The organism is Proteiniphilum acetatigenes DSM 18083, from assembly GCF_000380985.1.
GTDB lineage: Bacteria > Bacteroidota > Bacteroidia > Bacteroidales > Dysgonomonadaceae > Proteiniphilum > Proteiniphilum acetatigenes.
Window position 1 is genome coordinate 1 of record NZ_KB905716.1, and the last position, 19,730, is coordinate 19,730.

General features: G+C 42.3%; 15 protein-coding genes and 2 pseudogenes. 8 read left to right on the forward strand and 9 right to left on the reverse strand.

Annotated elements, in window-relative coordinates; genetic code table 11:
- Window positions 1–136 (reverse strand): annotated as a pseudogene (locus F597_RS21310) (IS1595 family transposase); the annotation flags it as partial.
- Between the two features lie 353 nt (window positions 137–489).
- On the opposite strand from F597_RS21310, the gene F597_RS0119345 reads away from it, so the two are divergent.
- From F597_RS0119345 to F597_RS0119360, 4 genes are all read left to right on the forward strand, one after another.
- On the forward strand, window positions 490–1,128 hold the full coding sequence (locus F597_RS0119345) for an ABC transporter ATP-binding protein (RefSeq protein WP_019541402.1): 639 nt from the start codon (window positions 490–492) through the stop codon (window positions 1,126–1,128).
- Between the two features lie 65 nt (window positions 1,129–1,193).
- Window positions 1,194–2,531, forward strand: coding sequence for an ABC transporter permease (locus tag F597_RS0119350; protein WP_019541403.1), 1,338 nt, complete (start codon window positions 1,194–1,196; stop codon window positions 2,529–2,531).
- Window positions 2,532–2,576: 45 nt separating this feature from the next.
- Window positions 2,577–3,047, forward strand: coding sequence for a hypothetical protein (locus F597_RS0119355; protein WP_019541404.1), 471 nt, complete (start codon window positions 2,577–2,579; stop codon window positions 3,045–3,047).
- A gap of 58 nt (window positions 3,048–3,105) precedes the next feature.
- Window positions 3,106–3,888 (forward strand): ZIP family metal transporter, encoded by a 783-nt coding sequence (locus tag F597_RS0119360; RefSeq protein WP_019541405.1) that lies wholly within the window; start codon window positions 3,106–3,108, stop codon window positions 3,886–3,888.
- 164 nt (window positions 3,889–4,052) lie between these two features.
- Here the strand turns inward: F597_RS0119360 and F597_RS0119365 are convergent, their stop codons facing one another.
- Window positions 4,053–6,182, reverse strand: a complete 2,130-nt coding sequence (locus F597_RS0119365; protein WP_019541406.1) for a S46 family peptidase — start codon at window positions 6,180–6,182, stop codon at window positions 4,053–4,055.
- 330 nt (window positions 6,183–6,512) lie between these two features.
- Window positions 6,513–8,018 carry an oligosaccharide flippase family protein gene (locus F597_RS0119375; protein ID WP_019541408.1) on the reverse strand — a complete coding sequence of 502 codons (1,506 nt, stop codon included), beginning with the start codon at window positions 8,016–8,018 and terminating at the stop codon, window positions 6,513–6,515.
- Between the two features lie 420 nt (window positions 8,019–8,438).
- On the opposite strand from F597_RS0119375, the gene F597_RS0119380 reads away from it, so the two are divergent.
- The 3 genes from F597_RS0119380 to F597_RS0119395 all read left to right on the forward strand — a co-directional run bounded on the left by F597_RS0119380 (window position 8,439) and on the right by F597_RS0119395 (window position 12,066).
- Complete coding sequence (locus F597_RS0119380; RefSeq protein ID WP_026327679.1) at window positions 8,439–9,983, forward strand: glycine--tRNA ligase; 1,545 nt, start codon at window positions 8,439–8,441, stop codon at window positions 9,981–9,983.
- A 12-nt stretch (window positions 9,984–9,995) separates the two neighbouring features.
- Window positions 9,996–10,556 (forward strand): BamJ family beta-barrel-assembly machinery protein, encoded by a 561-nt coding sequence (gene bamJ / locus F597_RS21835; RefSeq protein ID WP_019541410.1) that lies wholly within the window; start codon window positions 9,996–9,998, stop codon window positions 10,554–10,556.
- Between the two features lie 493 nt (window positions 10,557–11,049).
- Entirely contained in the window at window positions 11,050–12,066 is a 1,017-nt protein-coding gene (locus F597_RS0119395; RefSeq protein ID WP_019541412.1) for a DUF4848 domain-containing protein, read from the forward strand.
- Between the two features lie 403 nt (window positions 12,067–12,469).
- Here the strand turns inward: F597_RS0119395 and F597_RS21320 are convergent, their stop codons facing one another.
- The 6 genes from F597_RS21320 to F597_RS0119425 form a co-directional block, all read right to left on the reverse strand.
- Window positions 12,470–13,132: a leucine-rich repeat domain-containing protein gene (locus tag F597_RS21320; protein WP_019541413.1), complete on the reverse strand. Its 663-nt coding sequence runs from the start codon at window positions 13,130–13,132 to the stop codon at window positions 12,470–12,472.
- A 252-nt stretch (window positions 13,133–13,384) separates the two neighbouring features.
- Window positions 13,385–16,147: an outer membrane beta-barrel protein gene (locus F597_RS0119405; RefSeq protein WP_044060502.1), complete on the reverse strand. Its 2,763-nt coding sequence runs from the start codon at window positions 16,145–16,147 to the stop codon at window positions 13,385–13,387.
- A gap of 123 nt (window positions 16,148–16,270) precedes the next feature.
- Window positions 16,271–16,897, reverse strand: coding sequence for a class I SAM-dependent methyltransferase (locus tag F597_RS21325; RefSeq protein WP_019541415.1), 627 nt, complete (start codon window positions 16,895–16,897; stop codon window positions 16,271–16,273).
- A gap of 98 nt (window positions 16,898–16,995) precedes the next feature.
- A complete protein-coding gene (locus tag F597_RS0119415; protein WP_019541416.1) occupies window positions 16,996–17,463 on the reverse strand; it encodes a class I SAM-dependent methyltransferase in 468 nt (155 codons plus the stop codon).
- Window positions 17,464–17,679: 216 nt separating this feature from the next.
- Window positions 17,680–18,432 carry a hypothetical protein gene (locus F597_RS0119420; RefSeq protein ID WP_157279249.1) on the reverse strand — a complete coding sequence of 251 codons (753 nt, stop codon included), beginning with the start codon at window positions 18,430–18,432 and terminating at the stop codon, window positions 17,680–17,682.
- Between the two features lie 218 nt (window positions 18,433–18,650).
- Window positions 18,651–19,454, reverse strand: a complete 804-nt coding sequence (locus F597_RS0119425) for an AraC family transcriptional regulator (RefSeq protein ID WP_019541418.1) — start codon at window positions 19,452–19,454, stop codon at window positions 18,651–18,653.
- 140 nt (window positions 19,455–19,594) lie between these two features.
- Here F597_RS0119425 and F597_RS22500 point away from each other — a divergent pair.
- Window positions 19,595–19,730, forward strand: a pseudogene (locus tag F597_RS22500) (IS1595 family transposase); the annotation flags it as partial.

A 19,730-nucleotide genomic window follows, 5' to 3' on the forward strand; every position in this document is an offset into this window, starting at 1 on the left:
GTTTGTTTTGAAGCCAGTAATGTTCTTTACAATTACAATGACGACAAGTTATACCCATTTGGTCTCTTAGTTCTTTGAATTTTTTCCGACAGGACTCCTCATCGGGGTAATTTATGGCAAAATCCAGGATATTCATAGCTCGAATTATTTTATTGTTATTGATGTAAATATAATGAATATCAATGAATTGTGCAAACATTTTTTGAAACTTATTTATAACTTTTTCCCGCTAAATTCTTTAGGAAGAACTGCGGATAATCATTAATAAATATTTCAAACGCAACGATGTTGCAATTAAAATATTTGTGCATTTACAAAATATTTTTCTACTTTTGTGCTGGGAAAGTTATTTTGATTACATTAGCTTATTGATTTTCAATTCTGGCTATGGCATGGTTCAACGAGTTTGACTCTGCTCATTTAGCTTAACGGAAAAGTTCATGCGTGAGAACAATTCTCATGCCCGTTTCAGAAAAACTTTGTATAAAAATGAATAATAAAGCACTTATAACAAGGAATTTGATTTTCTCCTATAATAGGTTGGTCGCATTCACATTTCCCGATATCGATTGCGCCCCGGGGAATCACTGCATCATCATGGGGCCGTCGGGCTGTGGAAAAACAACCTTTCTGCACCTTATCGCCGGATTATTAAGACCCAATTCAGGGGAAATTACCGTTCAGGGAACCGATACGATCCGGTTAAAAAACGAGGAAGCCGATCGGTTCCGGGGAAAAAATATCGGGATCATTTATCAGAAACCGCACTTTATACAATGGCTGACGGCGTTTGAAAACTTACAGATAGCACGGTATCTCAATAATCTGACAACAGAAAATGAAGATATAAACCACCTGCTTCGTTCTTTAAATCTGGAGGACAAAGCAAAGAGCAAGCCGTCACAAATGAGCCAGGGAGAATTACAACGCTTGTCGATTGCACGGGCAGTGATCAATAAGCCCGCCCTTATCCTGGCCGATGAACCGACATCGAGCCTCGACGATAAAAATTGTGAGGAAGCGTTGGATCTGCTCAAACGGCAAGCTGAGGACCTGCAGGCAAGCCTTGTGATCGCCACCCACGATAAACGGTTGCTGGATCATTTTCCTAACAGGATCTTTTTGTAAAATTCTTCAGGAACGACTTTTCCACGAGAAAGAACAGTCTCACTTTAATTTATGGATATTACATCATGAATATATTTTCACTGAACCGGAAACAAATCAAGGCAAAGCCCTTGTCCTCCATATTGAATATTTTTTTATTTGCCACAGGTGTCGCCATTATCTCCTTCCTGTTTCTCACAACAGAGAAAATAGAAAACCAACTGAATAATAACGTGGCCGGCATCGACCTTGTAGTGGGAGCGAAAGGGAGTCCCTTACAACTTATTTTAGCGGGAATTTACCATATCGACCATCCTACCGGAAATATACAGTACAAGGAGGCCCTGGAACTGACAAAGAATTCGTTGATCAGGCAGGCGATTCCTTTAGCGCTGGGCGATAGTTACCGCGGATTCCGGATAGTTGGCACCGACCAGACGTACCCGGATCTTTATCATGGGCAGTTGAAGGAGGGAATGTTATGGAAAACCGATTTTGAATCAACGATAGGGTTTAAAGTCGCAGAAAAGGCCGGATTAAAAATCGGTGACAGCTTTACCGGTGTGCACGGTTTTATAGAAGAAGCAGGACATGCACACGATGAGCACGAATATATTGTAACAGGTATCTTCGAAGAAACAGGGACGGTGCTCGATCAGTTGATCCTGACAAATATCGCAAGTGTATGGAAAATCCATGAACACCATCATGAGCACCACGATGACGAACACATAGAGTCCGAAAACGCACATGTTACAGAAGCGGAAGAACCTCACGGTCATCCTCATGACCAGACTCATGCGGACGAACACGAACATGGGCATGCAGATGCAGATGCGGATGCACATGAGCAAGATCATGAGCACGCTCCCGATAGCGCCGATGACAAAGAGATCACCCTATTGCTGATTAAATATACCAATCCGATGGGAGCGATCACCCTGCCGCGGCTGGTTAACTCTTCCACTAATATGCAGGCAGCATCGCCGGCACTGGAGATAAACCGGTTATATTCGTTGATGGGAGTCGGAGTGCATACCATACGTCTTATTGCAGGCTTTATCATTATAATATCTGCTTTCAGCATTTTTATTTCACTGCTCAATTCATTGAAGGAGCGCAAGTATGAACTAGCCCTGATCCGTTCGATGGGAGGAAGCCGTAATAAACTATTCTCTCTTGTGGTTATGGAAGGGATCAGCATTGCACTCATAGGTTATCTACTGGGATTGGCACTGAGCCGGTTGGGTATGCTGTTGGTTTCATATTATACTGAAACCAACTATCATTATAGTTTGCAGCACTGGTTTAATATCAACGATTTTTATTTTTTATTTGTTTCACTGATAATCGGATTGCTATCGGCACTGATTCCTGCCATAAAAGCAATGCGTACAGATATCTCCAAAACTCTTAGCGAATGAAACGAACAGACAAATGTTCCATACAACCTTAGTGTTAAAAAACATATGAAGACAAAAACTATTTTTCTATTTTTTCTCCTGTGCGCAATCTACCTCCCTGTAAATGCACAACAGCCGCAACCGCAGACCGTTTCCTGGGACATGCTTAAAGATGTAACGTGGTCGCAGAAATACATGTCCTCCCTTTCGGGATATTACCAGATGCCTGAATTCGGAAGACAGATAGAATTCCTCGATAACAAAACTGTTATCATACAGGGATTTTATGTGCCGGTAGACGTGGAAGGAACTATTTTCGCACTCTCCGAAACACCTTCCTACATGTGTTTTTTCTGCGGTGTGGGAGGAATTGAATCCGTGATGGAAATATCTGTAAAAGAGGGGCACCACGATTTAAAACGTGTCCGCACGGACCGGTATATACAAGTCAAAGGCATATTCAGCATCAACAGGGACGATCCGGAACACCTGATGTATCTGTTAAAAGATGCGGAACTGGTAAAGGTCGTAAGGTAATTAGTGAAAAATGAAGAGTGAAGAATTAATAATGAAGAGTAAAATTTAAAACGAAGAAATGACAGATAATAATATCGTGATGTATGCATTATTGAGCACACTGGTCGTGAGTATACTTTCTTTTGTAGGGGCGTTCCTTTTTTTCATTAAAACCAAAGTATTAAAACAGATATTACCGTTACTGATCTGCTTTTCCATAGGAGCTTTACTGGGAAATGCCTTTTTCCATCTTGTCCCTGAATCTTATTTTCACCTCCCGTCGGCCCATCTCACCTCGTGGCTCATTTTAGCGGGATTTTTACTCTTCTTCATCATCGATCAGGTATTGCATGTACATACCAACACAAAGATCCATACACATACCGACAGCCATGCATCGGGAATAAAACCCTATGGATATCTGAGTCTCTATGCCGATGGAATTCACAATTTCACTGATGGTATTCTGATCGGTGCGGCATGGATGGTGATGCCGGAATTGGGGCTGGCAACAACGTTAGCCATTATTATGCATGAGATCCCTCAGGAAGTGAGTGATATCGGAATTTTGATCCGTGCAGGATTTTCTAAAAGAAAAGCATTATTATTTAATTTTGGAATAGCCTGTGCAGCCATTCTGGGGACTGCTCTCACACTATGGCTGGGACATCGCATAGGACATTTATCTACTTACATATTACCGGTTGCAGCCGGAGGATTTATTTATCTTGCGGCTGGCAGTCTGTTACCCGAAATCCTGAAAGAAACCGCAAAACGGAATCTGTTGTTACATCTGGTTGTGATCCTGGCAGGCTTGGGTCTGATGTATTATCTCAGCCTGCACAGCGGGCATCATCATTGAATAGCACCAAAGAGTTGCTCTTCCTCATAAATCATCTCATCCATAAATTTAGCCCCTTACCGGTAAATCAATACCAATAAGGGGCCTTCTTATACTTATAAATTTCTATATTTCCCAGGGCTTACTTCTTCACTTCTCACTCTTCACTCTTCATTCTTCATTCTTCATTTCCTTACCACCTTCAACTCATCAATCACATGGGATGCTCCCATTACCTTATCGATGATATACAGTACGTATCGGATATCCACACTGATCACGCGTTGCATTTCCGGCTCAAAGAGGATGTCACCACTCAGCGACTCCCAGTTTCCGTCGAATGCCAGTCCGATCAGTTCTGCGTTCCCATTCAGCACGGGACTGCCGGAATTTCCTCCGGTGATATCATTGTTCGACAACACATTAACCCTCATTATTCCTTCCGGATCGCCATAGCGGTCGAAATCGCCGGAACCAATGGCATCCAGGATATATTCCTGCACATTGAATTCGGGATCGCCCGGCTTCTGTTTTTCCAATATCCCCTGCGAGGTAGTATAATAATCATACCAGACGGCATCGCGCGGTTGGTATCCCCCTACTGTCCCGTAACTCATACGCTGGGTAAAATTGGCATCGGGGTAGAAAGTCTTGTCGGCATCCATTTCCATAAGGGCAGCCATAAATTCCCGTTCACCCCTGAGCATTTTCTCATAATAGGACATCATTTGTCCCGACAATTCATAACCCATATCAGCAGTCGACAAAGCCAGTTCCATGGCCGGATCCTGGGTGAGCGACTGGGTATCTGCCGTCTTCAGCAGTTCCAGCAACTCCTCTAACGATGTGAAGCGGGAGTTGGCAAACAACCAGTCGGCATATTGTTCATAATCCCCACCGAACTCGTCCTTCACCTTTTGGTAGATATCAGGATGATACTGTTCGGGAACACGTTCGGCATAGAGTTTCATCAGTGTGGGGAGTACCTTCTTATCCAGTGCCGGTTCATAATTTTTATACGACTCGATAAAGCGGTCGTTGATGAAATCCTGTTTATCCTCTTCAGTACCATCACTATCGAATTGCAGAATGGTATTGGCAAAACGTATCAGTTCAATCCCGTTATTGAATGTTTCCAGAAAATAGGTGGTATAAAGTGCCAGATCACCGGAATCGGTATAGGCACTCTCCAGCGTGGAAAGTGTACTGCCGTATCTGGCCTGGCGGACAGGACTGCCTTTGATCCATTCAGCCAATCTTGCTTCCAGCTTCTCCTTTTCGGGCAGCACTTCCAGATTGGTGAGCGCTTCGTTCATTCCCATGGAGTTCTTCCAGTAATTGGAGCTGCCGGCATATTTATTGGCATATTTGATACGGATGGTATCATTTTTGGTCATCGCATCCCACCAGATATCCTGTTTGGCGCCTCTCACCTCGATGCGCGGTTTGTTCTCCGACTCCATCCGCTGGTGAATTCCCCACGACGACATGTAACGCTGTGTACTGCCGGGGTAACCTATTGTCATTGCGTAATCTCCATCGGTCACGCCGTCGAGCGATACAGGGACTACATATTTAGGTTGATAAGGTACATTTTCGCTACTGTAGTTGGCCGGACGGTTATCCTTGTCTGCATAGACACGGAATACCGAGAAATCGCCGGTATGGCGCGGCCACATCCAGTTGTCGGTATCACCACCGAATTTCCCGACTGAAGAAGGAGGTGCCGTAACAAGGCGTACATCACGAAACTGATCATATAGCACAACGTAGTATTTGTTGCGTGAATAGAAAGGGACAATGCGGGCATGGGTAAATGGATCTGTCTCATATTCGTCTATCAGTGCAGTGGAAAGAGAGTCGATCGCCCGTTCGCGTAGTATCTCACTAAGAACAGAAGGTACATGGGCCATGATCCGGTCTGTCACATCCGTCATCGATTTCAGGAACGACACAGTCAAGCCATCGGCAGGCAGTTCTTCTGCCTGATTTTCCGCTACGAACCCGTCTTTCAGATAGTCATGCTCCACCGCGCTCAACTTCTGGATAGCCCCGTATCCGCAATGGTGATTGGTAAATATCAATCCCTGGTCGGAGACCGCCACGCCGGTACATCCTCCGCCAAAGATCACCACCGCATCTTTCAACGACGGATTATCCTCATCATATAATTGATCCACGGGAAAAGTAAATCCCAACTCTTTCATACGGGCAACACTCTCGCTGTTCAACTCCTTGAGCAACCACATACCCTCATCGGCTTTCACCGTCAACGCCGCAAGAAATATCGCGACCAACAAACCTAATTTCTTCATAAATTATTTTCAATTTCAAAATTCGAGATTTAGCTACGCTGATTTTGACTACGTCGATTGTTAATTCAATTCAGATTCAAATCCAAAATCTCATTTCTAACTTCTTATTTCTTACTTTTAGCTTCTTTGATTTTCGTTTCGCGAAATCTGCCCTCGCTCACAAACCCAAGTAAACTTAATTTGCTCTCACTTACTCGCAGATTTCGCTCTTCATTTTCAACTTTCAATTGTCAATTAACCAAATTACCCTTACCCCTTTCACTCTCCCACTCTCCCACTCTCCCACTCTCCCACTCTCCCACTCTCCCACTCTTCCACTCTTCCACCTTCTCACCTAAAAAACTTCCCAATCACCGGCAATTCCCGCAAAGGCAACTCCTTTTTCACAACGGCAAAGATATAAATCGAGATCAACAATGTATTGATCACCAACCGGAGCCATAAATCTGCCACATTACTGTATGTCAACGTAATCCCTGTAAATATTATCATCGACAGCAAGAAAAAGAATCCGGTCGACTTCAGATTATATGGAATAGGATAATTCTTTTGTCCCAGGAAATAAGAGACCAGCATCATGGCAAGGTTGGCAATGAACGACGCCCATGCACAAGCCATATAGCCAAATTGGGGAATAAAAAGAATATTGATAGCGATGGTAATGGCAAAGCCAAAGATAGACATATAGGCCCCCCATCGGGTCTGATCAGTGAGTTTATACCACAGAGACAGATTGAAATAGACACCGAAAAAGAGTTCACCCATCAGTACAATGGGTACTATCTTCAAACCCACATGGTATTTCACAGGGAACAGATATTTGACAATATCCAGATATCCGGTAGTCACTAAAAAGATTAGCAATCCAAAGATGATAAAATATTTGGTCGCATCGCTGAACGACTGTCGATCATCAGAAGCTCCCCTGTTCCTCGCAAAGATAAAGGGTTCAAAGGCGTAACGGAATGCCTGGGTAAACATCACCATAATCACCGCTATTTTAAAGTTCTGTCCGTAAATACCCAGTTCCCGGAGCGCATTGGCCTTCTCGGGATCAGAATCAGGATAGACCCAGGGAAAGATGATTTTATCTACCGTCTGATTCAATACGCCCGCTATACCCAGAATGAGTATAGGAAATGAATAGCGCAATATTTTACCCAATAACTCCCGATCGAATGTAAACTGTATCTTTAGTTCCGGTGACACCATCAGGAACTGAATAACAGAAGCAGAAAGATTGGAAATCAATACGTAATCCACCCCGTGGCTAATATCGAACCAGGAAAATGCCTCTGGAAAGATGACCTGCAGTTTGGGACACATCAGAAAAAAGAAGAGATTAAAGAGGATAGTCATCACCACATTGATGAGCTTGATCACTGCAAACCGCATAGGCCGTTTTTTGAAGCGGAGGTTGGCAAACGGAATAGCACCCAGCACGTCGAAACAGAGGATAATCACCAGCATAAGCAGGTAATGTGGCTTCATCGCCACCCCACCTAATGCGAAAGCCGCAGGTTCCAATAACAACAGGGCTGCCAGGAAGAAGAGCAATGTTGTGAAGGCAATACTGATAAAGGTGGTAGAGAAGACCCTCACCGGATCACTCTCTTTATTGGCATAACGGAAAAATCCGGTTTCCATACCGTAAGTGAGAATCACCTGCAAAAGTGCTACCCAGGCATAAAAATTGGTGAGTACCCCGATATCCGAGATTTCTGGCAGCGCAAATGCCCAGTAGAGAGATAACAGCCAGCTAAGGAGTTTGGGCAGGACACTTCCCATACCATAGAAGAGCGTCTCCTTCGCCAATGATCTCATTCCTCCTGCCATATTCTCTCGATAATTTTTGAAGATTGATTGTAAAAAACTAATAGTGAAAAACTAAAAAATGAGTCCTCTTCTTCTTAACTTCTTCACTTCTAATCATCATCACATCAGTAATCGTATAATGCGAGTACAAATATACGATTTTTCCCTGAAGCATCTGTTCTGTAGCCCATCATTATTTATCTTTAAGAAGAATGATAGCTAAAATATAGAAAAAAAAAGCTTACTTTGCAGGTCGAAATAGAAAACTATTTCGTTAAGCAATACGAACAGAAGGCAAGTTTACTTGCATTGTGTCGTTGCGAGAATTGAAAATCGAGGAGCGAAGTCGACTCAAATAATCTGATGAAATCGAAAAAATAACAATATGTAAGGCAGGCAAGGGCTGTCACCGTACGGACCGAAAGCATGCAGATGAAGTTTATGGCACAGGACGACGTTTTTAAGAAACTGGTATCGCATTGTAAAGAATACGGATTTGTATTCCAGTCGAGTGAGATTTATGACGGGTTAAGCGCCGTGTATGATTACGGGCAGATGGGTGTGGAGCTCAAGAATAACCTCAAGAAATACTGGTGGGACAGCATGGTGCTGTTGCACGAAAATGTAGTGGGGATCGACTCCGCCATCTTTATGCACCCTACCATCTGGAAAGCATCGGGACATGTGGATGCTTTTAACGATCCGCTTATTGATAACAGGGACAGTAAAAAACGGTATCGTGCCGATGTGCTGATTGAAGACCATCTCGCGAAATACGACGAAAAGATTGAGAAAGAAGTGCAGAAAGCGGCGAAACGGTTCGGCGACCAGTTTGATGAGGCGATGTTCCGCGAGACCAATCCCCGTGTGCTGGAAAACCGGCAGAAACGGGACGAAATCCATGCCCGTTTTGCCAAAGCACTCAACGACAATAATCTGGATGAGCTTCGCCAGATCATTCTCGATTGTGAGATCGTCTGCCCCGTAAGCGGCACGCGTAACTGGACGGAAGTGCGTCAGTTCAACCTGATGTTCTCTACCGAGATGGGATCGACAGCCGACGGTGCCATGAAGGTCTATCTTCGTCCCGAAACGGCACAGGGTATCTTCGTGAACTTCCTGAACGTACAGAAAACAGGACGCATGAAAATCCCGTTCGGTATTGCCCAGATAGGAAAAGCGTTCCGTAATGAGATCGTAGCGCGTCAGTTCATCTTCCGTATGCGGGAATTCGAACAGATGGAAATGCAGTTCTTCGTCGCTCCCGGTGAAGAGTTACAATGGTTTGAGAACTGGAAGCAGTTTCGCATGAAATGGCACCAGGCACTGGGCTTCGGCGCAGAAAAATACAGGTTCCACGACCACGACAAACTGGCGCACTATGCCAATGCCGCCACTGATGTTGAATTCGAGATGCCGTTCGGTTTTAAGGAAGTGGAAGGTATCCACTCCCGTACCGATTTCGACCTGAGCCAGCATGAAAAATATTCCGGTAAAAAGATACAGTATTTCGATCCGGAACAAGGAAAATCCTATGTGCCTTATGTAGTGGAGACCTCAATTGGAGTAGACAGGATGTTCCTTTCAATCCTTGCCGGTTCTTATCACGAGGAGACACTGGAAGGCGGTGAGATCCGTGTACTGTTGAAGCTCCCTCCTACCCTTGCACCGGTCAAGCTGGCTATACTTCCGCTGGTAAAAAAGGATGGTCTGGCCGAAAAAGCGCGTGAGATCATGGATGATCTCAAATTCAGTTTTGCTTGTCAATACGACGAGAAAGACAGCATCGGCAAGCGCTACCGCCGTCAGGACGCTATCGGTACTCCTTTCTGTGCCACTATCGATCATCAGACACTCGAAGACAACACGGTGACCATTCGTTACCGGGATACAATGGAACAGGAAAGAGTCTCAATCGACTCGTTACAACATACTATCGCCGAAAAAACGGATATGAAATATTTGTTGAAACAACTGTCAGTATAAAAAACCACCACAATGAAAAAGCAACTATCACTAATTTTCAGCTTCTGCGCGATTATCCTCTTTGCCGCATGCGACAAGACGGAAACGTTCGACGATCAATGGAAAAATGCGAATGAAGCACAGTTCGCGGATATTACTGCTGATTCGGAATACACCCGGATCAACTCTGCATCTACGAGTGGCTATATCATGTATAAGGAACTCAAGTCGGGAGACGGGGAGACACCTTATTTTACCGACAGGGTAAGAGTGCTCTATACCGGATGGTTTAAAACCAATTGGTCGTTGCCCGATACTTATGAGAATAACTTAGGACAAACTATTATTAACAAAAAAATATTTGATTCAACGGATAACAGGAACAATATTCCCAGCACATTCGCCATCAATCCCAGGGCTACAGGTGGAGGACTCATAGAAGGATTTTCTACAGCGCTGCAGCATATGCAGGTGGGAGACAAATGGGAAATTTGGATTCCCTGGAATTTAGGTTATGGATCTGCCGGAAATGGAGGAGATATAAAACCCTATACAACACTGGTTTTTGAAGTTGAACTAATGGGCATATTATAAAAATATTCACAGTTTAAACTTTTTAAACAAATACTTCACAAAATGACTGGTCTGCTTACTAGGATAATACAAGAAACTTATCTCTAAATTCTTCATTCTACAATCCAATTTAATTACTAATAGTCCTTTTTCAATGAGAAACATTTTCAATACTGAAGAACCATTAAACATATCTATATGGTTTGACCATTTATTTTTTTAAAATTTCTATATTATAATTTTCTTTGTATATTTGTCAAAATATGATTTAAGCTTTAATTATGACTCTGAGGGAAATGAAACTAAATAAAAGATTAACAACAATCAAATCAAAAATCTTTACTAAATCAACCATCTTAATAATGACAAGATGAAGAAAATATTATTTTGCGTATTTTATGATAAAATATTCAACTTTTAATCGAATGTACATGCGGAATATAAAACAAATACCAAGGTTTTAATTACTTCTTAAAATTCACAAATCACTAACTTTTTAAATGAAAATCTAGAAATGAAAACAAACATTAAAAACTGGAAGACTATATCACTTATAGTGATTATGTCATTTACTGCTTTTTCATGCAGTAATAAAGATATGGACGAGATAGAAATCTCAAATAACAACGATATAGTAAATATTTTTGGTGTTGAAGCCAAAGTAGTTAATAACACTTTATCGTTAGAGAATGATGAATCTCTTAATGCTATTCTTTCAAAATATAGAGAAACGGAGCGATCAATTACAAGTACTCGCTCAGCTACAGAAGTTGAAAACTCTTTGTCTCAATTAATAAACCTTCAAACTACAGATTTCAAGTCTCTTTATGAAGTGTATATTGAAGCTATTGACAATGCAGAATTTTATTATGAAAGACCAGGAGGATACGAAGAATTTAAAGAAAAATACGATTGTCTTTATTTTCCCGAATATAAAGATGACTATTCAGCATATCTACCTGTAAGTGACAAAGTGTTAGCTAAATTTCTAAATCAAAAAGGAGAAATAATTATTGACAACGAATTGAAAAACATGAGAAATATCAAATCTTATGAAAAAATTAAAGAATTAGGATGGGGTATACCTGACATTGACAAAGATGATAATGATAAAGAAACTAATACAATCACAGATTTAACTCGGGCTTCTAATTATATTGAGGTAGCAGAAAATCAAGTAGTTTACAATTCTGGCAAGTCAGTTAAACTATGGATTGATATACAAAAAGGAAAAAGAGGCTCTAGTGCAGCAAGATTTGATGTTTGTTTCCGTAAAAAGGGTATATTAGGAGTATGGTATAATTATTCTGCTCATACCTGGAGTACAATATATGAACGTAATCCTCTGAATGGAAGTGAATTTTTCAAAGTAAGAGGTCCAGTACCGGCTAGTGGAAATTCGTCTCATGACATTTATATGCCATATGCTGATATGGGGGTCTATCCCGCTGGGAAATTTGAGACATATCATGAACATATGAATGGAAATACTTATGTATTATACTACACTCACCTCAGTATATACAAATAATAATTCTTGAAATCACGAAGTAATTAAAATAATAAGTATTATATATCCCCATTATTCCGTTTGTGGAATAATGGGGATAGTTTTCATAGAATCTTTCTCTAAATATTATCTATATTCAAATTTGAATCTTCCCGTTGTAGTAAGGATTAGAGATAGCAACATAATGTAGCAGGAAAGACAACATAAAAATTTATTGAAAATTAGAAATGTCCGGTCAAGAGCGGAGCAATTATCATATATTACTTATTTTCAATTAGTTATATTTATTGTTTTACTAGATCGATTTGAATTCATACTTTTGTTTATGGACTTCGTTGACCTCCACAGGGGTGACTTCCGAATCAGGCAGCTACTCTCTTATTAATCAAGCTTTTCCATCTTGCGGTATTGTCCTGTTTTTAGTTTACTTCCACTGTAAACTTATTTCAGGACGAGACATGTACCGTCGTTCGGGAAAAAGACTTGGGAACAGGGTTTTCAGGTAAGTGCGGAAATATGGGTCGGGAACCTCCCGCAAGGTAGTGTAAGTTTGCAGGTTGCCGCCAGCGTCCTGCATCTGCATATCGACCTGCGTCCCGTTAGCCTTGTTTTCCGTATAGAACGGCATAAGGTCTTCCACATTATATTTGGCAGACTCCGGCAGGTATAATTTGGTGAGGGAACGGAGGATGGTAGTCTTCACTTCGTCGTTTTCTACCTTGGTATCTACCAGCCCTTCGAAATCGAATATCTTATTCCCTGTCAGGTCAACAGCGGTGATCTGACAGGGCAGCGAAGAAAAATCGAACACCGGGCCGTAATTGTTGTCGGAAAGATCTACTTCGGTGAGGTTGGGCAAAACGTCCAGTCCCGACAGATCGCTTATTTTTGTTTCCGAGAGGTCCAACGTCGTTGTATTTTGTGCCTTGTCATCGAGTACCAATTGTCCGGCTTCGTTAAAGGTGTATCCCTGTTTTACCAGTATGGCTTTCAACTCGGTGTTTTTTACTTCCACATCCTGGAATTTCACCGGGTCGTCGTTGTCGCATACGGTGAAGCACAAACTTGTGGCTACTACCGTCAGCATAATAAATGTAGTGTAGTGATCTTGTTCATTTTTTTCATGAATTATTTTTTTGATTTTTAAATAAAATATCTCAATATCACTACAAAATTAACCGCTATAATACCGCTGCACAATACCCAAAAATGAGGGTTTTTCAGGATAGAAATACTAATAAATAGGGAGAAAAGCCAATTTGTGCGACTATAGAGGCGGCGGGGGTACAAGTGAAAATATCATAAATAGGGAGTGAGGGGTTACGGACTGCAGCCTTCCTTATTTCTGCAACATGCGGTTAAAACTGTATCTGAATGATACGATGAAGTAACTCCCGATCTGTTGGGTACGGCGTTCATAGAAACCGTCGGCAGTGACATTGCGGTTATAGTCTTTCTTTTTGCTGAGGATATCCGACCAGTAAACGGACAATTCGCCTTGTTTCTTTTTCATGAACCGCCACGTTACACCGGCGTTCCAGATAAACTGGTCATCACCCCTACTGATATTGGTGCCGCTCCGAAACAGATAGGTGGCATCACTCCTCAGTTGCAGGTTACCGGGCAGGTTAGCGAAATTATTAAATGTGATAGAATAATTGCGTGTGTAGTTATCGGTCTGACGTAAAGAATTGTGGGAGTGTTGGAACCGCCAGTCGCCGATCAGATCGAAACTTCCCCACTGGGGCAGGAATGACAGTCTTAAATTGCTGTTCAGCCCCGTGCTTCGGGTAATACTGCGTTCGGGTTGTTCACTTTGACCCTCATTGACCAGGTTTACGTTGCGGTTGTACGAACTCCCTGTGTGGGCACCGATCCTGAATTTGCGGATACGCTTCTGGTATCTCACCATGGCGTTACCGCCCCAGTTGCCGTTGATATTGACGGGATAACTTTCCCGACCGCCGGTCTGTAGGTTATAGATTACCGTGCGGGTGAAACTGTTGATGGTGTTATTCCAGTTGAGATATGCGCCAATATCACGGCGGCTGTCGTTCAGATCTAAATGGATTGATTGGTTGTACGCGGGTTTCAGGTCGGGATTACCCCGGGTGATGTTGAGCGGGTCGCTATTATCGGTGAGCGATAGCAAATCGGTTAATGCAGGTTGCTGCGTATTGCCCTGATAATTGAACCGGATCTGGAACTTCTCTTTCTTCCATACCGCCATCATTGAAGGCTGAAAACCGATAATGCGGGTGGCGGTATCGGCTTGCAGCAAACCGGTCTTCTGGTCGATACTGCGCTGTTCGGGCCGGACGGAAAGGCCGGCATTGACGTCCCACCTGTCATCGGAGTAGTGCATACGTAAGGCCAGTTCATGTGCCAGCGTGCGGCTGTCGCTACGGTTGCTCAGGCTGTCGATATAACCTGTTTCGTAACCCGCAGGCAAGTGTCCGGGGTGTATATCGTCCGTTTCGCCGTCGATAAAAGCGGAAAGGTCGTAGGTGTTACGATCGCTCTCCTGGGTATTGCGTGCCAGATTGTAAGAGAACTGTAGGTTGAATTTCTCCGTAAAAGGATGTGTAAACATCAGCCCGATACTTTGGTCGCGGCCGGCGGACGGGCTGAGGTGGGATTGCACACGGTGAAGTATGGAGTCGTTCCCCATGCCGTCCTGCAGTCGGTAATAGGTGGTAGACGAGTTCATGAAGCTTTCATTGTCACTCCTGTTGCGGGAATGCATAAAGATGAGGCTGACGCTGCTTCCTTTTTCGTTGATCTTACGTGTCAGGTTAGCGCTGACCGAATAGCTGTTCATCCGGTTGGACGAAAGTGACCGCATACGGATATCGTTTATTTTCATGTCTTCCGGAAGGTTATCGATATCTGCGAACGGATCTGACAGGTCGGCTCCCGGATCGGCATCGAACATCACCTGACGGTTGCTGTTCGCATTCTCTCCCTGCATCAGATTAAAATTTCCGAAGAGATTAAAGAAGGTCTTGTCATCTATCTCCCAGATCAAACCGGCATAGGAATTTATGGCGCGTTGTTTGTTGGTACTTTCGTCGCCGGATAGCTGATACCGGTTTCCCGAAGCGAGATATTGCTCGGTAAATCCGGTGGATTGGCTTCCGTTGCGATTGCCCATATAAGAGAGATTCCCGTTCACCGAAATTTTTTCAGCCGGCTTCGCGGTGAAATTTGTCCCCACTATATTTTGGATGTTATCCTTATGGCGGGTTGTCATCTGCCGGTTGCCCGAATTGGCGATAAGCGACAGGTTTTCTCCACTCTGCCTGAAATAGTTGCCCACCAGTTCCAGTTCCTTCTTACCGTTGTTCCCGCGCCCCGCTTTTGCCGATGCCATCAAAGCACCGCCGAGTTCGCCTTTGGTCTGTATATCCAACACGAAATTTTCCCCTCCTGAGCGGACGCCGGTCACTTTTTCCAACTCACTCCGTTTGTCATATACCTTTATTTTACTGATGAGTTCCACGGGTAGATTTTCCAGTGCCATACGGTTGTTGCCGGAGAAGAATTCCTCACCGTTCACATTGATGGAGGAGATGGGTTTTCCGTTATATCGCAGGGATTTGTTAGTAACATCGTATTCCAGTCCCGGGATACGCTTCACGAGTTCCTCCAGATAGGACCCTTCGGGGGTTTTATAGGCTTCCGCGTTGATTATAGTGGTATCGCCTACCTGCACGATCTCACTCATCGGTGCCGTAATAATGAATTCGGCCAGTTCCACCCCTTCTTTCAACAGGATACGGCCTATATCGATGGTATCTGCCTGGCTGTCTAATCTATGGAAAGCAGGTTCCATACCGGTGTAGGAGACTTTCAACAGATACCGCTTATCTTTTGCGGCAGTGAACCGGATATTGAAACGTCCGTCTGCACCACTGACTCCGCCCTTTACCAGTGTGGAGTCTTTTGCATCGAGTACCGAGATGTTGGCATCAGGCAGGGTGTGGGTATCGTCTTCGAGTATGGCATACGTTTGTCCATAGGCTGTTTTAATCTGTTGGGCAGATAAAACGGCCGGTAGCAACATCATGAACAGGCATAATAGCCGGATTTTGCACACCATCTCCTTTTATTCAGTATTCAGCTTTTGCAAGTTGTATAATTTAGTGGCATAAATTTCACTTAATGGACTTGCGAAAGTTCTGTCCGGTATTTTAATACTGCTGCAAAGGTAATGTCCTTATGCCTATCCTGCAATTCTAAAGTTGCGTACACTCAATAAAATAATCTTGGAACCCTTTCCGAACATTGGGATATAACTTATGAGGCGTACCGGAAAGCTGTATTTGCGCATTCCATGCATGATATAAAAAACCTTATCCAGCTTCAGCCCGGGATGCCACTTTTCAAAAATGTGGTTATCGTCAAAACCCCATGCAAAAACAGCTTTCGCATTCCGCAAAGTATCATGCTTATCGGAATGTCGGCTCAGTGTTTCGGAGAGCCCGTCAAAAATAATACGGGCGTTGGGGAAATTATCAGCAATGGAGCACAAAAGCCGGCTGATCTCTTTTTCAGAAAAATACATGAATACACCCTCTGCTATAAAAATGAAATTCCCGTCGGGATGTTTTTCACGTAATTTCTCCAGCCAACCGGGTTCAAATGCAGAACCGGAAATCAGGAACTGGTTCGGGTGTGTTGGTATGAGTTGTTTTCGTAATTGGATGCATTCGGGAATATCCAATTCATAGAAGATTGCTTTGGATGCATTTTTAACACGGCTATACCGGTCATCCAAAGCACGCATATAAACGGTAATGAAAAGTGTATCGGCGATATTGTCATTTATTGAAGGGATTACTTTTTCCATATGCTGATAAATTTATAATATGCAAAATAGGTCCTGTGTTACAATTTTTCTGCGGATATTTCGTTGTTTACCATTATTTTGTAACCCATCGACATCTATTAACACTCCCTTTTTTGGGTTATCCAACCCATATATATCGAAGATTGAAAGAAGCGAAGTGGCTTCTCGAATCCGGCTTCCTGTAATAATTCCGACAACCGTTCGTTTTCAATAAAATGCAGCACAAGCAAAAGTGTGGCTGCATTGTATTTTTTGTCGGCAGATAGGTCGGTAATCAAACCCTCAATCAGTTCTACATTATTGTAGTCCTTTAATTTTTCACGTGCATGGACAATCATATCCGGAGAGGGATCTATTCCCGTAATTTTCCAATCTACCGGCGATCTGGCAAAACGCAGGATCTCGTTACCAGTTCCACAACCGACAACCAACAATTCTTTCGGGTTGGTTTCGATCAATAGATTGGGTAGGTGGTCCATAAAATAGTGATAGTTTGGAATCCACTTTTCCACAAACTGATCATAGCCCGTCGCCCTTTCGTTCTCAAATATTTCAATCTTCTTCATTTTTTGAATTGGCTGTCAGATTTTCTGATAGCTTCCAAAGGTTATCGGCTATGCAAAATCACTTACCGGAATGTTTATACTCTAAGTGAAGGTGCATCATTACCAATGTCGCAGGGGGGCATGGCTATTGCCCCCTGCAAATACCGGATAGTACCCCTGAAAGTAACGGGGAATAAATATGGTTACAAATATAATGTTCCCAAGAAACTCCCTACGTTATTTCACGTTTTTCGCTACAATTTCAGGATTGATTTGAGTAGCAGCTTTTTCCCGTTCTTTTCCTCGAATATGTGTTACTGAAATAGGGCCTTTTACTTCAACTGTAAAGTCGCTGATCTGATCCGAAGATATATGTCTTACCTTGGCACTAAAAGTAAAATCGATAAACCCTTGATTGTAGATCAGTCCTTTGTCCCCCGGTTTATTGCTTTCGGAAAATTGGGGTAAATCCAGCTTTTTAATGTTTATTTTAATATCTGACGAATTATCCGGACTAAGATTTTGACGTGTTTCTCTTGTTCCGAAATTATATGCGGCATTTCCCACATAAGCACGGTCTAATTGCAGTGAACCATCGGCTGCTACAGGAATTTCAATGTGCAATTTTGCACCTTCCTTCACGGATTTCATTTTGTAGTCCTCTTCTTTTGATGTCTGTACTTCATCATATCCTGTATTTTTGGTGGTAATTTGAAAACGACGAACTTTTACGTCATTACCTTGAGGATCTTTACTGTCATAAATGAGAGGAACAATCGAGTTGCTTCCGCCTTCTTTTTCGGAACCTTCTGCTGCAAATAATACGCGTACAAATTTTGTTTTGTACGTTTTACCTTCAGCAGTGAACTTTCCAACATCACCGCTACTATTGTTTTTGCTTACAATTGAAGCAGGTGTCTTATTGATACTTGCAAATAAAGCAGTCGATAACAACATGCTTAATGCCAGTGGGAGATACTTTTTAATCATAATTACATATTTTAATTTTACACTTTACAAAGTTACCGACCTTGCACAATGATTTCAATACCTCAAATTTGGGATTTTAGTGATAAAAAGTCATTATTTATAAGGATGTGAAAGCATGCATAGTAAGAATTTGTTACGTTACTGACCCGGGGTAAACCAAAGAGAAGGATGAGAGTAATAATAATTTTGGGAAGAAAATACAGATAATTTCGACCTTATTATTCAAAAAAGTCCGATACGGAGTTGCATTGCTCAAACAGTTGTTTGGGAGTTAATCCTGAAAACATCTTAAAATCACCGATGAAATGTGATTGATCGTAATATCCGCTATCGTATGCTAATTCTGTTAAGTTTTTACCGGTTGTTTTATTTTTGATGTGAATAGCGTATTGAAATCGGATAATTTTCAGGTATTGTTTCGGTGAAATTCCGATAAATTCAGAGAACTTCCGCTCGAACTGCTTTCTACTTAAGCAAGCATCGTCCGCAAGCGTATCAATATCTATACTTCCGTTTGTTTTCCGTATCAAATCAATAATGCAGCGCATTCTCAAAAAATCACGTTGATTGAGATTGCTGTATAACAGCCTTAAAAGATGCGCTTCTATAATTTCGACCCTGCCTTGAAAATATTTTGATCCTTCCAGTTTTTGCTCTACGAGATTACTCCATCTTTTATCCACATAAGCTAAAGGAACACTTTTATTTTGCAGTTCGTGAAGCGGAATATTGAGAAACTTACGGATTCCATAGGGATGAAATGTAACTGAAAAAATAGACAGATTTTCAGAAATAATCAGGTCGTAATAATCGTTTTGCTGAACGTTAAGCAGCACATTTTCCTCCAAATTTCTGTTTTGGGCATCGGGACGTTTATCAAAATAAAAGATGAGTTCGGGTAATCCGCTCGGAATAATCCGTTGTGAATATTGCAGCCCTTTCTCCAACACGTTTTCAAATCCCCAATACTGTTTAATGTAAGGCTTCAGTTTGGATGACGGATATGCGAATTGGAAACTCATTATTTGTTAAATATGATTATCCGCAACCAGTCCTAAACATTTATTAGGATAATTGCAGGAAAATCGGTTGATAATTAACGATATATGTTTTCTCATATCAAAGAGAATCTGTATATTTATAGTCTAAATGTCAATAGATTATGAATCTGATTCAATTTATTCAAGAGTTTCCCGACGAGGCCGCTTGCCGCCAAAAATTCAAGGAGGAGCGCGACAAAATCGGTATTACCTGTAAAAGATGTAACTGCAAGGATCATTACTGGCTTGAAAACAAGT

Coding starts and splice junctions, on each gene's coding strand:
- F597_RS0119375 (WP_019541408.1), bottom strand. CDS start 8,018: ATGGCAGGAGGAATGAGATCATTGGCGAAGGAGACGCTCTTCTATGGT.
- F597_RS0119360 (WP_019541405.1), top strand. CDS start 3,106: ATGACAGATAATAATATCGTGATGTATGCATTATTGAGCACACTGGTC.
- F597_RS0119350 (WP_019541403.1), top strand. CDS start 1,194: ATGAATATATTTTCACTGAACCGGAAACAAATCAAGGCAAAGCCCTTG.
- F597_RS0119405 (WP_044060502.1), bottom strand. CDS start 16,147: ATGGTGTGCAAAATCCGGCTATTATGCCTGTTCATGATGTTGCTACCG.
- F597_RS21325 (WP_019541415.1), bottom strand. CDS start 16,897: ATGGAAAAAGTAATCCCTTCAATAAATGACAATATCGCCGATACACTT.
- F597_RS21320 (WP_019541413.1), bottom strand. CDS start 13,132: ATGCTGACGGTAGTAGCCACAAGTTTGTGCTTCACCGTATGCGACAAC.
- F597_RS0119395 (WP_019541412.1), top strand. CDS start 11,050: ATGAAAACAAACATTAAAAACTGGAAGACTATATCACTTATAGTGATT.
- bamJ (WP_019541410.1), top strand. CDS start 9,996: ATGAAAAAGCAACTATCACTAATTTTCAGCTTCTGCGCGATTATCCTC.
- F597_RS0119355 (WP_019541404.1), top strand. CDS start 2,577: ATGAAGACAAAAACTATTTTTCTATTTTTTCTCCTGTGCGCAATCTAC.
- F597_RS0119415 (WP_019541416.1), bottom strand. CDS start 17,463: ATGAAGAAGATTGAAATATTTGAGAACGAAAGGGCGACGGGCTATGAT.
- F597_RS0119420 (WP_157279249.1), bottom strand. CDS start 18,432: ATGATTAAAAAGTATCTCCCACTGGCATTAAGCATGTTGTTATCGACT.
- F597_RS0119425 (WP_019541418.1), bottom strand. CDS start 19,454: ATGAGTTTCCAATTCGCATATCCGTCATCCAAACTGAAGCCTTACATT.
- F597_RS0119345 (WP_019541402.1), top strand. CDS start 490: ATGAATAATAAAGCACTTATAACAAGGAATTTGATTTTCTCCTATAAT.
- F597_RS0119365 (WP_019541406.1), bottom strand. CDS start 6,182: ATGAAGAAATTAGGTTTGTTGGTCGCGATATTTCTTGCGGCGTTGACG.
- F597_RS0119380 (WP_026327679.1), top strand. CDS start 8,439: ATGGCACAGGACGACGTTTTTAAGAAACTGGTATCGCATTGTAAAGAA.